The sequence below is a fragment of the Streptomyces sp. R35 genome (assembly GCF_041053035.1).
Taxonomy (GTDB): domain Bacteria; phylum Actinomycetota; class Actinomycetes; order Streptomycetales; family Streptomycetaceae; genus Streptomyces; species Streptomyces lutosisoli.
This window is the reverse complement of record NZ_CP163440.1, coordinates 3,085,327-3,096,221: the sequence shown is the minus strand read 5'-3', so window position 1 is coordinate 3,096,221 and position 10,895 is coordinate 3,085,327. Positions and strand designations below refer to the sequence as shown.

General features: G+C 72.0%; 11 protein-coding genes. 3 read left to right on the top strand and 8 right to left on the bottom strand.

The genetic code is table 11. The features are described from left to right. Positions 1-3 precede the first annotated feature (3 nt). A complete protein-coding gene (locus AB5J50_RS14355) occupies positions 4-609 on the bottom strand; it encodes an RDD family protein (protein ID WP_369258094.1) in 606 nt (201 codons plus the stop codon). 92 nt (positions 610-701) lie between these two features. After that, a complete protein-coding gene (locus AB5J50_RS14350; protein ID WP_369258092.1) occupies positions 702-1,532 on the bottom strand; it encodes an adenosylcobinamide-GDP ribazoletransferase in 831 nt (276 codons plus the stop codon). 73 nt (positions 1,533-1,605) lie between these two features. Between AB5J50_RS14350 and AB5J50_RS14345 the strand changes: the two genes are divergently transcribed. Continuing rightward, a complete protein-coding gene (locus AB5J50_RS14345) occupies positions 1,606-2,373 on the top strand; it encodes a hypothetical protein (RefSeq protein ID WP_369258090.1) in 768 nt (255 codons plus the stop codon). On the opposite strand, the gene AB5J50_RS14340 is transcribed toward AB5J50_RS14345, so the two are convergent. From AB5J50_RS14340 to cobT, 3 genes are all read right to left on the bottom strand, one after another. Beyond that, entirely contained in the window at positions 2,310-3,020 is a 711-nt protein-coding gene (locus AB5J50_RS14340; protein ID WP_369258088.1) for a hypothetical protein, read from the bottom strand. The genes AB5J50_RS14345 and AB5J50_RS14340 overlap by 64 nt on opposite strands. 58 nt (positions 3,021-3,078) lie before the next feature. Beyond that, positions 3,079-4,836 carry a phosphatidylglycerol lysyltransferase domain-containing protein gene (locus AB5J50_RS14335; RefSeq protein ID WP_327428128.1) on the bottom strand — a complete coding sequence of 586 codons (1,758 nt, stop codon included), beginning with the start codon at positions 4,834-4,836 and terminating at the stop codon, positions 3,079-3,081. 340 nt (positions 4,837-5,176) lie between these two features. Further along, on the bottom strand, positions 5,177-6,220 hold the full coding sequence (gene cobT / locus AB5J50_RS14330; protein WP_369258085.1) for a nicotinate-nucleotide--dimethylbenzimidazole phosphoribosyltransferase: 1,044 nt from the start codon (positions 6,218-6,220) through the stop codon (positions 5,177-5,179). A 124-nt stretch (positions 6,221-6,344) separates the two neighbouring features. On the opposite strand from cobT, the gene AB5J50_RS14325 reads away from it, so the two are divergent. Continuing rightward, positions 6,345-7,406: a class I SAM-dependent methyltransferase gene (locus AB5J50_RS14325; RefSeq protein WP_369258083.1), complete on the top strand. Its 1,062-nt coding sequence runs from the start codon at positions 6,345-6,347 to the stop codon at positions 7,404-7,406. Between the two features lie 8 nt (positions 7,407-7,414). Here AB5J50_RS14325 and AB5J50_RS14320 read toward each other — a convergent pair whose 3' ends face one another. Further along, positions 7,415-8,617 carry a bifunctional adenosylcobinamide kinase/adenosylcobinamide-phosphate guanylyltransferase gene (locus tag AB5J50_RS14320; protein ID WP_369258081.1) on the bottom strand — a complete coding sequence of 401 codons (1,203 nt, stop codon included), beginning with the start codon at positions 8,615-8,617 and terminating at the stop codon, positions 7,415-7,417. 113 nt (positions 8,618-8,730) lie between these two features. On the opposite strand from AB5J50_RS14320, the gene AB5J50_RS14315 reads away from it, so the two are divergent. Beyond that, entirely contained in the window at positions 8,731-8,943 is a 213-nt protein-coding gene (locus AB5J50_RS14315; RefSeq protein WP_327428124.1) for a hypothetical protein, read from the top strand. Positions 8,944-9,040: 97 nt separating this feature from the next. Here AB5J50_RS14315 and AB5J50_RS14310 read toward each other — a convergent pair whose 3' ends face one another. Both AB5J50_RS14310 and AB5J50_RS14305 read right to left on the bottom strand, forming a co-directional pair. Further along, positions 9,041-10,129: a S1C family serine protease gene (locus AB5J50_RS14310; protein WP_369258079.1), complete on the bottom strand. Its 1,089-nt coding sequence runs from the start codon at positions 10,127-10,129 to the stop codon at positions 9,041-9,043. A 60-nt stretch (positions 10,130-10,189) separates the two neighbouring features. Next, entirely contained in the window at positions 10,190-10,891 is a 702-nt protein-coding gene (locus AB5J50_RS14305) for a class I SAM-dependent methyltransferase (RefSeq protein ID WP_369258077.1), read from the bottom strand. Positions 10,892-10,895 lie beyond the last annotated feature (4 nt).

The window sequence follows — 10,895 nt, the reverse complement described above, 5'->3', positions numbered from 1 at the left end:
TGCTCAAAAAGTACGGGCGGCGGGCGTGGCGCCGGGCGTGTTGAGCCCGAGGCCGGTGACCGCCGTTCCCGCCAGGCGGTCGGCCAGGGAGCGGCGGCTGGAAGAGAGCACGGGCAGCGCGTTGAGGAAGAAGATGATCACCGCCACCGCCCACACCAGCACCGACAGCACGAACTGGCCCTCGATCAGCAGGACGCAGGCCACGGCGTACACGGCGACGTCCGCCGCCGTGGTGACCAGGGCGCGCAGGGCGGCCCGGCGCGGGGCGGCCGGGGTGACCTTCAGACCCAGCAGGCCCTTGCCGACCGTGCGGCCGGCCAGGGCCAGGCACGCCCACTGGTAGAGGAAGGTGACCACGATCAGCAGCCCGAAGGCCTCCTCCACGTACAGCACCGACTTGTTCCACAGCGAGAGCCCGAGGTGCTCCGAGGCGTTGACGACATCGCCGCGCGAGGTCAACAGGTCGAAGCCGCTCCGCGTGGCGAGGTCGGGCACGTCGGTGACGAGCGCGGATATCCGGTGGAAGGTGAACACGGCGAGCACCGAGGCCCCCGCGAGCACCAACGCGAAGTCGATGAACCAGGCCACGGCACGGCGAAGCTTCGGCACGTACATCCCCCGATGACGATCATGTATTGGCTGTTCGGCGGATCAGATTAGCCAAGGGGCGGATGTGATCGGTGAGTTCGGGGAGGATCGTTTCAACCCAGTGACAGAACGACGAGCGCCGTCGTCGCCGCCGTCTCCGCGAGACCGCCGAACACATCGCCGGTCACGCCCCCGAAGCGGCGCGTGCAGTGGCGCAGCAGCAGTTCGGCGACCGCGCAGGCGGCGAGCACCGCCACTCCGGCGCGCACGAGGTCGTACGTCCCGACGAGCGCGCCCGCGCCCACCGCCGCGCCGGTCACGGCCACCGTCACCAGCAGCGCGCCGCGCACCGGCACCGTGCCCGCGACCGCCGCGCCCAGGCCCTCGGGACGGGCCGGGGGCACCCCGGTGCGGGCGGCCAGGGTGAGGGCGAGGCGGGCCGCGGTCGCCGAGACGACGGCCGCGAGCACACCCCGGGTCCATGAGGTGTCGTACGCCTGGAAGAGCGCGGCCACTTGGGCGAGCAGCACGAACAGCAGGGTGATCACGCCGAACGGGCCGATGTCCGACTGCTTCATGATCCGCAGCGCGTCCTCGGCGGGCTTGCCGCTGCCGAGCCCGTCCGCCGTGTCGGCCAGGCCGTCCAGATGCAGACCGCGGGTGAGCGCGGCCGGTACGGCGGCGGTGGCGACGGCGGCGAGCAGCGGGCCCGCGCCCATCGCGAGGAGCGCCACGCCGACGAGGGCGGCACCCGCCCCGACCACGAGCCCGGCCACGGGCGCGCACAGCATTCCGCCGCGCGCGGCGTCGCGGTCCCAGCGGGTCACCTTCACGGGCAGCACGGTGAGGGTGCCGAAGGCGAAGCGGAGGCCGTCGGGGAGAGAGGTCTTGGACGTGGGCTCGGACGTCGGCTCGGGCGTGGGCTCGGGCGTGGGCTTGGACACCGGCGCAGGGTACCCGGGTGCCCGGAGGGCGGATACAGCGGCTGGATACGGCGGCCGTGGATAAAGTTCGCATATGGGTCATTGGTTGTACCGGAACATCGTCGAGCCGGGAAAGCTGCCGCTGCTGCTGGCGCTCGCCTCCTTCGTACTGACCTTCGTGATCACCCGCGTCATCGTCCGGATGATCCGCGCCGGCAAGGGCCCCTTCGGCAATGTGAAGGCCGGTGGCCTGCACATCCACCACGTCGTCCCCGGTGTCGTGCTGATCGTGATCGGCGGTTTCGGGGCCGTGGCCAGCAGCCGGTACGGGTTCGGCGCGTGCCTGTGCGCCGTGGTGTTCGGGATCGGCGCGGGCCTGGTGCTCGACGAGTTCGCGCTGATCCTGCACCTCGACGACGTCTACTGGACCGAGGAGGGCCGCCAGAGCGTCGAGGTCGTGGTGGTCACGGCGGCCCTCGTCGGCCTCGTCCTCAGCGGCTTCGCGCCGTTCGGAGTCAACGACCTCAGCGATCAGGAACTGCAGGACCGCGGCGGCGTGATCCTGACCGTCGTCGTGAACTTCCTCTTCGCGCTGCTCGCCCTCAGCAAGGGCAAGGTGCGCATGGCGGTCTTCGGGGTGATCATCCCGTTCGTCGCCCTGATCGGCGCGATCCGGCTGGCCAGGCCCGGCTCACCGTGGTCCAGGCGGCTCTATCGCCGGCGGCCGCGCGCCCGGGCCAGGTCCTGGCTGCGTGCCTACCGCCACGACCGCCGCTGGTCGGGCCCCCGCCGCAAGCTTCAGGACTGGATCGGCGGCAAACCGGACGACGAACTCGCCCGGACCCTGCCCGAACGCCGGTGACGCCGGTGGCACAGCGCGGGGATCCCGCACATCACCAGGACCGCGGCGATGGCCGCGAGATGTTCCTTGCCCGCCAGGTTCTCCTTCAGCAGCACCTCGACCACCATGGCCCCGATGACCACACCAACCGTGACATACGCGCGATAGCGCCAGCCGAGGAACACCGCGAGGCCCACCACGGCCGCCGAAGGCCCGGTGTCGACGACCTGCGCGTCCGACCCGGGCAGCCCCAGCGGGTGGTGCGGGCCCAGCGCGATACCGACGCGCGCGTAGAGCGTGCCGGCCAGCGTGGCGACGTAGGAGACGGCGAGCGCGCGCCACCAGCCCAGACAGATCTCGGCGATCCCGAACACCAGCAGGATCTGCACCAGCGCACCCCACACCGGCAGATCCAGGGCGGGTACGAACAGGGAGAGCGGGGTGCGGAACAGGGCGAGCCACAGCGGGTCCTCGGCCCGGACGGCGCCGATGTTCTGCACGAACTGATAACCCCAGGACTGGTTCTGCGTGAACTGGAGGGCCGCCGTCAGACACACCGCCCCGATCGTCATGGGGACCGCCCGCAGGCGCCGCGCCTCCAGGGCGCGCCGCACGGTGAGGAACAGCAGTCCCCATTCGGCGCGGGCCCAGCGGGCGAGAGCACTCACCCGGCGGTCCCCACGACGCTGCTCATATCGCTCCCCATGTCGCTCGGCATATCGCTCCTCATCTGTGCGACTCCAGGTGCTTGCGGTGCAGCCACTTCGGCAGTCCCGGCGCCTCCAGGAACCCCTCGGCGCGCGCGGACGCGACACCGATGCGCAGCAGGTCCGCGCTCTTCTCGAAGAGCAGGAACCGGGGCTCCCAGATGGGCCGGTACTTTGCGTTGGCGCGGTACAGCGACTCGATCTGCCACCAGCGGGAGAAGAAGCTGAGCAGTGAGCGCCACAGCCGCAGCACCGGTCCCGCGCCGAGGCGTGCGCCACGTTCGAAGACCGAACGGAACATGGCGAAGTTGAGCGAGACCTGAGTGATCTTGATCTCCTGGGCGCGCCGCAGGAGTTCGATCACCATGAACTCCATCAGCCCGTTCTCGGAGTCGCGGTCGCGCCGCATGAGGTCGAGGGACAGCCCGTGCGGCCCCCACGGCACGAAGGACAGAACGGCCCTCAACTCCCCGTCCTTGTCCGTGCATTCGAGCATCACGCACAGCCCGTCGTCGGGGTCGCCCAGCCGCCCCAGCGCCATGCTGAACCCGCGCTCGGTCGCCCCGTCCCGCCAGTCGTCGGCCCGCTTCAGCAGATACGCCATCTCGGCGGCCGGGATGTCCTCGTGGCGCCGGATGCGCACCTTGTACCCCGCGCGCTTGACCCGGTTGTAGGCCTGCCGGACGGTGCGCATGGCCCGCCCTTCGAGAGTGAACTCGGCGGTCTCGACGAGGGCTTCGTCGCCGAGCTCCAGCGCGTCGAGGCCGTGCCGGGAGTACACGGTGCCCGCCTCCTCGCTCGCGCCCATCACCGCCGGGATCCAGCCGTGCGCACGTGCCTCGGCGAGCCAGGGCTCGATGGCGCCGGGCCATGCCTCCGGATCGCCGAGGGGATCACCGGAGGCCAGCGAGACCCCGCCGACGACGCGGTACGCCACCGCCGCCTTGCCGGTCGGGGACCAGACGACGCTCTTCTCCCGCCGCAGCGCGAAGTAGCCCAGCGAGTCCCGGTCCCCGTTCTTGTCGAGCAGGACCCGCAGCCGCTTCTCGTCGTCCTCGGTGAGCGGGTCGACGGCGCGGCGGGAGCGGAAGGCCGCGTAGAAGACGGCGAGGACCAGCAGGGTGCTGAGCACGTTGATGGTGACGTTGACCCAGTTCGGCGTCGAGATCCCGGGGTAGTGCGAGTCGTCGGCGGCGACCGAGACGAGCCGCAGGGTGCCGTAGCGCCAGCGGTCCAGGAAGGTGGAGCGGTGCGGGTCGTGGGCGTTGTTGGTGACGGTCACCAGAAGCGTCGCGAGCAGCGAGGTGACGAGCAGCCCGCCGATCCCGACCACCGCGGCGAGCTTCGGGTTCGACCGGTCGCCCTTCGCGTAGAACTCCCGGCGGCCGACGACGAGCGCGCCGACGAACGCCGCGGTCAGGACGAGCGAGATCCAGTTCTGCGCGTACTGCCGGATCTCCGGGAACGCCATCGCGACGGCGAACAGCAGCAGGAACAGCCCGCTGAGCACGAAGTTCAAGATCCACGCGGCCCGTTTGCGCCGCCGCATCGTGATGGCCAGGAACATCGTGAACACACCGGACGCGAATCCTGCCGTCAGCAGATACGGCGTGAAGTAGTTCTCGGTGTTGTGCCGCCGCACGTCCTGCCCGAGCGAGACCCATACGGCGCTCAGGAAGTTGATGAACGTGACGGCACGCAGATACCAGACGGCGAAGGCGGCGGCGCGCCGTGAGGCAGCCCCTCCCTGCGCGGCGGCAATTCGGGCATCTCCCATAAAGGGCGATGATATGGGGCGGGGTGGTGTGTGCGGGGGAGGGGTGCGGCGGGTGTGGCCGGCCGGGGGTTTGTGACGTTCGGGTTTGTCGGCTGCGGGTAGGTGGGGGTTGCTCGCGCAGTTCCCCGCGCCCCTGACGGCGCGGGGCTGCGCCCCGCGATACCCCGCCCGCCCCGGTTCGTCGGCTGCGGGACGGTGGGGGCCGTTCGCGCAGTTCCCCGCGCCCCTTAAGGGGCGCGGGGAACTGCGCAATCTTTTGGGGGTCTGGGGGCGCAGCCCCCAGGAACGGGATGGGACGGGTAGGGGCGGCGGGGGCGAAAACCCGTCGGTGACCCCGGGCCTACTTCTCCGGCAGGTCGGCGGACAGGGCGGCCGCCGCCTGGACCAGGGGGAGGGCGAGCAGCGCGCCCGCGCCCTCGCCCACAGTGACCCCGTGGTCGAGGACGGGCTCCAGGGCCATCCGGTCCAGGGCCTTCGCCTGCGCCGGCTCCCCACTGTTCTGCCCGGCCAGCCACCAGTCCGGCGCCCGGAAGGCAACCCGCTGCCCGACCAGCGCACACGCCGCCGAGACGACCCCGTCAAGAATCACCGGCATCTTCCGCACCGCACTCTGCAGAAGAAAGCCCGTCATCGCCGCGAGATCAGCGCCACCGACCGTAGCCAGCAGCTGCAACTGATCCCCGAGCACCGGCCGAGCCCGCCGCAAGGCGTCCCGCACGGCGGCACACTTGCGCATCCACGCAAGGTCGTCGATGGCCTGCCCACCCCGCCCGGTGACCACGGACGCGTCGGTCCCGCACAGCGCGGCGACCAGCACGGCCGCCGCCGTGGTCCCGCCGACGCTGACATCGCCGAGCACCACCAGATCCGTACCGGAGTCCGCCTCTTCGTCCGCGACGGCGACGCCCGCCCGGAACGCCGCCTCCGCCTCCTCCAGCGTCAGCGCGTCCTCGACGTCGATCCGCCCCGAACCGCGCCGCACCCGATGCCGTACGACCTCGGCGGGCAGTCCGTCCGGATCGCAGTCCAGCGCCATGTCGATGACACGCACCGGCACATCGAGCCGCCGGGCGAGGATCGCCGCCGGGCTGGCGCCCTCCAGGACCGCCCGCACCAACTGGTCGGCGGTGCCCGCGGGCCGCGCCGACACGCCGAGTTCGGCGACCCCGTGGTCGCCCGCGAACAGCACCACACGCGGGTGCTCGATCGGCCGCACCGGCACCGCGGACTGCGCCGCCGCCAGCCACTCACCCAGGTCGTCGAGGCGGCCCAGAGAACCGGGCGGCACGATCTGGCGCTCCCGGCGCGCCTCGGCGTCACGGCGCACGCCGCCGTCGGGGCGCTCGATCAGATCGGTGAAGTCGTCGAGATTAAGCGAGCTCATTCGCCGAACAGTACCGGCACCGATCGAACACGTCCGCGCCACGTCGTTGCGCCCCGGATCACGATCCGCTACGTACCGTTTGTGTCGGATTGTCGTACGGCCCTCTTCCCCTCCAGGAGCGCCCATGCCCCCCACACCACAATGGATCGCCGAACGCCGCGCGGCCTACGCGGCCGAACTCGCCCAGGGCACCGACCGCTTCCACGAGCCGCGCCGCGAGGACTGCCCCTGGTGCGGCTCGAAGCGGTTGCGCACCCGGCTGCGTACGTCGGACCTGGTGCAGCGCAAGCCCGGAACGTTCGTCGTCGACGAGTGCGGGGACTGCGCCCACGCCTTCCAGAACCCGCGGCTCACGGCGGAGGGGCTGGCCTTCTACCACCGGGACCTGCACGGAGGCGCGCACGAGGGCCTCGTCGAGCGGCTCCTCGGCGCCCGCGGCAGCCGTGGACGCCATCGCGCCGCCGCCCGCGCGATGCTGCCGTACGCCGAGCCGGAGAGCTGGCTGGACGTCGGCACCGGGCACGGGCACTTCCCGGCCGTCGCCAAGGAGGTCCACCCGTACACCGCCTTCGACGGGCTCGACGCCACCCGGCGTGTCGAGAAGGCGCGGGCGGCCGGGCGGGTGGAGGAGGCCCACCGCGGCCGGCTCACCGACCCCCGGACCGCCGAGCGGCTGCGCGCCCGCTACGACGTCGTCAGCATGTTCCACCACTTGGAGCACACCCCCGACCCGCGCGAGGAACTGCGCGCCGCCCTGGTGGCCCTGCGGCCCGGCGGACACCTCCTCGTCGAAGTCCCGGACCCCGACTGCGCGTTCGGCGCACTGCTGGGCAAGTGGTGGGTGGCGTACGGCCAGCCGCGCCACCTCCACCTCATGCCGCTGCCCAACCTGCTGGGCGAACTGGAGTCCCTCGGCTGCGAGGTCGTCGCGACGGACCGCCGCGAACCGCATATCCCCTACGATCTCGCCGGCGCCCTCGCCCTGGCGCTCGGCCGCGTCCTGCCCGACCTCGACGCGCCCTGGCGGCCCGCCCCGCCGAGCCCGCTCCAGCGCGCACTCCACACGGCCCTGACCCGGGCGTCCACCCCACTCCTGGCCTCGACCTCGGCCCTGGACCACGCCCTCGCCCCCCTCTTCCGCCGCACCCGCTTCTCCAACGCGTACCGGATCATCGCGCGACGGTGACCGCCCCCTCACCCCCGCAGGGACAACGCCTGCCCCGCCACCACCAGCAGCACGTGCTCGCACTCCGCCGCGAACGCCGCGTTCAGACGCCCGAGTTCGTCCCGGTAGCGACGCCCCGACGCGGTGGCGGGGACGATGCCGGAGCCGACCTCGTTCGAGACGGCGACGAGGGTGCGGCGGGTGGCGCGGACGGCGGCGGTGAGTTCCTCGACCCGGGCGCGCAGCGCGCGTTCGCCGCCGTCGGCCCACTCCGCGTCGTCCCAGGCGTTCACCGTGTCCATCGCGTCCGTGAGCCACAGGGACAGGCAGTCGATGAGCAGCGGAGGGCCGGCCTCCGCCAGGAGGGGGACGAGGTCGCACGTCTCGGTGGTCCGCCAGGACCCGGGGCGCCGCTCTCGATGGGCGCTGACCCGTGACGCCCACTCGGTGTCCCCGTTCCGGGAGCCGCCCGTCGCGACGTACAGGACGTCCGGGAAGGCCTCAAGGCGCCGCTCCGCCTCCACCGACTTGCCCGAACGCGCCCCGCCGAGCACGAGCGTGCGGCGCGGTACATCCGGTACGTCCTCGTAGACACCCACGTCCAGCGTCGTCCCGTCCGGCACCGCCCGCGCACCCGCCGCCGCGAGCCGCCGTCGCAGTTCGGGGCCCGGCGGCACATCGTGGTCGAGATGCACCGCGATCACATCGGTCGTCGGCCCGACGGCCCCCACCGCCCGCAGCTTCGCCAGGCCGTCCGGCCGCCCCACGACATCGGCGAGCACCATGGCGTACGGCGGGTCGCCGTTCACGTCCAGTCCGGCGGGCGCCGCGCCCGGCGGCAGATAGAGCAGCCGCTGCCCGTCCGGCCCGGTCACCGCGTACCCCGTACCGGGCGCGTCCATCGCCACCGCCCGCACCCGGTGCCCGGTGAGCAGCGCCAACTCCCGCCCGTCGGGCACCCGGCCGGGCTGCGGCAGCCCGGCCGGCACCTCGACGGCGGGCCCCTCGTGCGGATGCGAGAGCAGTACCTGCCGTACGCCGCCCAGCGAGTGCCCGGCGCGGGCGGCCGCGAACGCCGCGCCGGGCGTGAGGTCGAGCAGCAGCGTGCCGTCCACGAGCAGCGCGGTGGCGGCCCGCGCGTTCTCGCCGAGCGCGGTCGCGCAGGCCGCGCAGGGACAGTTGGGGCGGGGCAGGCCCTCGGGGGTGCCGGTGCCGAGCAGAGTCAGTTCCACGGAGTTGATTTTTCCGTGTCCCCGCAGGTCTTGCGCGTCCGACTAGGCTTCAGACCGGAGCCGGATCTTGTCCGGCTTCCGCTGTGCAGTGTGCTCATACCTTGGAGGCGTACATGGCGGCATGGACGTGGCGGTTCGAGAAGTCCGACGGGACAGAGGTCCAACCCGCGGTGCAGCCCGAGGAGTTCACCACGCAGGGGGACGCGGAGTCCTGGATCGGCGAGGTGTGGAAGGACCTCCTGGAGGGCGGCGCGGACCAGGTGTTCCTCTTCGAGGACAGCACGCGGATCTATGGGCCGATGAGTCTGCACGCCGAGCCGGAGTAGGCCGGTCGGGGTGTCGAGTGCCGGGGTTGCCGTGGGTGGCCCCCGGCAACTCGCCCCACGCCCCGACCCGACCCGTCGGACCGACGCCAGACCGACGTCAGATCTCGCCCAGTGTCACATCCACCGTCTTCTCGCTCCCACCCCTCATGAACGTCACCGTCGTCTTCTCGCCCGGCTTGTCGGCCGCGAGCGCCTCGGACAGCGAAGTGATCGTGGTGATGGGGGTGTCGCCGAGCTTGGTGATGACGTCGCCGGGCCGGATGCCCGCCTTGTCGGCCGCGCCGCCCCTCTTCACGTCGACGACGGCGACCCCCGTGGCCCGGTAGTTGTCGTCGACGACCGTACGGCCCGTGATGTCGAGCGTGGCCCGCCCCGAGTCGGTGACCCGGCCCTCCTTGATGATCTGGTCGGCGATCGTCTTCACCATCGACGCGGGGATCGCGAACCCGATGCCGGGCGCCGCATTGCCCCCGAAATTGGGGTCGGTGGCGGCGAGGGTGGGGATGCCGATGACCTGACTGTCCAGATTCACCAGCGCGCCGCCGCTGTTGCCGGGGTTGATGGCCGCCGACGTCTGCACCAAGTTCGCGATGGTGGCGCCCGTACCGCCGCCGCTACGGCCCTCGCTGACGGTGCGTCCGGTCCCCGAGACGATGCCCTGGGTCACACTGGACGACAGCCCGAGCGGCGACCCCATCGCCAGCACGATCTGGCCGACCTGGACCTTCGAGGAGTCCCCGAAGGCCGCCGCTTTCAGCCCGCTGGGTGCCTTGTCCAGCTTGATGACGGCGAGATCCTGGTCCGGGTAGGAGTAGACGAGCGTCGCCGTCAGCTCGTCCTCACTGTTGGCGGTCAGGACCTTGAACGTCTTCTCGTTCCCGACCACGTGGGCGTTGGTGACGATGTGTCCCTGGTCGTCGTACACCACTCCCGACCCCAGATCCTTGCTCGCCCGGATCTGTACCACCGACGGCAGAACGTCCTTGATCACCCTCAGGAAGTCGTCCTGAAGGTCGTCGGCCGAGGCGGGGGCCGCCGCCTGCGTCGTCGTGGAGCCGTCCTTCGTGGACGACGAGGAGCCGTCCGAACAGCCGGAGAGCAGGGCGGCCGAACAGGCGAGCACGGCTACGGGCGCAAGGAGCCGGAGGGTGCGCGCACGAGGAGGCCGCCGGGGGTGAGCATCCATGATCGAAGTGTCCCCTTTCGGGGGATGCCGCGACCTGTGATGCGCACCCGAACGGGTCGCTCAGCCGCGCACTCCGCACAGGTGCAGCAACGCCGCCACCTGCCGATAGGGATCCGTACGACCGGCCCGCTCCTCCGCGGCCAGCAGACTCTCCACATCAGGCGGAACCGCTGCCCCGTCGACGGCGGTGTCCGTGAAGACCCGCACCCCGTACCAGGCGTGCAGCGACGCTCCGATCCCCGCGAGCGTGGACGTCAGCGTGGCGAGCCGGTCGGCGCGGACGTCGAGGCCGAGCCGGTTGGTGTACGCGGTCGTGTCGAACGAGGCCAGCGTCGACGACCAGTCCCCGGACAGCCCGGGCCGCATCGCCAGCGCGTCGGCGTTCCGCACGAGCAGCGAGAGCAGTCCGCCCGGGGCCAGCATCCGGGCAAGGCCCGCCAGCAGGGCGTCCGGCTCCTCCACGTACATCAGTACGCCGTGGCACAGCACCACGTCGAAGCTGCCGGGCAGGAAGTGGACGCCCGTCTCGCGCCCGTCGCCCTCGATGAGGCGGACACGGCCGCGGATGCCCTCGGGCTCGGCGGCCAGCGCCTCGCGGGCCACGGCGAGCATCTTCGCGTCCTGTTCGAGCCCGGTCACCTGATGCCCGGCCCGGGCGAGGCGCAGCGCCTGGGTGCCCTGGCCCATCCCGACGTCGAGGACCCGCAGCCGCTGGCCCACCGGGAACCGCGCGGCTATCTGCTCGTCGAGCTGCCGGGCCACCAGC

Excerpts from the sequence above, each read along its gene's own strand:
- AB5J50_RS14345 (WP_369258090.1), top strand. The coding sequence starts at position 1,606 with ATGGGTCATTGGTTGTACCGGAACATCGTCGAGCCGGGAAAGCTGCCG.
- AB5J50_RS14335 (WP_327428128.1), bottom strand. The coding sequence starts at position 4,836 with ATGGGAGATGCCCGAATTGCCGCCGCGCAGGGAGGGGCTGCCTCACGG.
- cobT (WP_369258085.1), bottom strand. The coding sequence starts at position 6,220 with ATGAGCTCGCTTAATCTCGACGACTTCACCGATCTGATCGAGCGCCCC.
- AB5J50_RS14325 (WP_369258083.1), top strand. The coding sequence starts at position 6,345 with ATGCCCCCCACACCACAATGGATCGCCGAACGCCGCGCGGCCTACGCG.
- AB5J50_RS14315 (WP_327428124.1), top strand. The coding sequence starts at position 8,731 with ATGGCGGCATGGACGTGGCGGTTCGAGAAGTCCGACGGGACAGAGGTC.
- AB5J50_RS14310 (WP_369258079.1), bottom strand. The coding sequence starts at position 10,129 with ATGGATGCTCACCCCCGGCGGCCTCCTCGTGCGCGCACCCTCCGGCTC.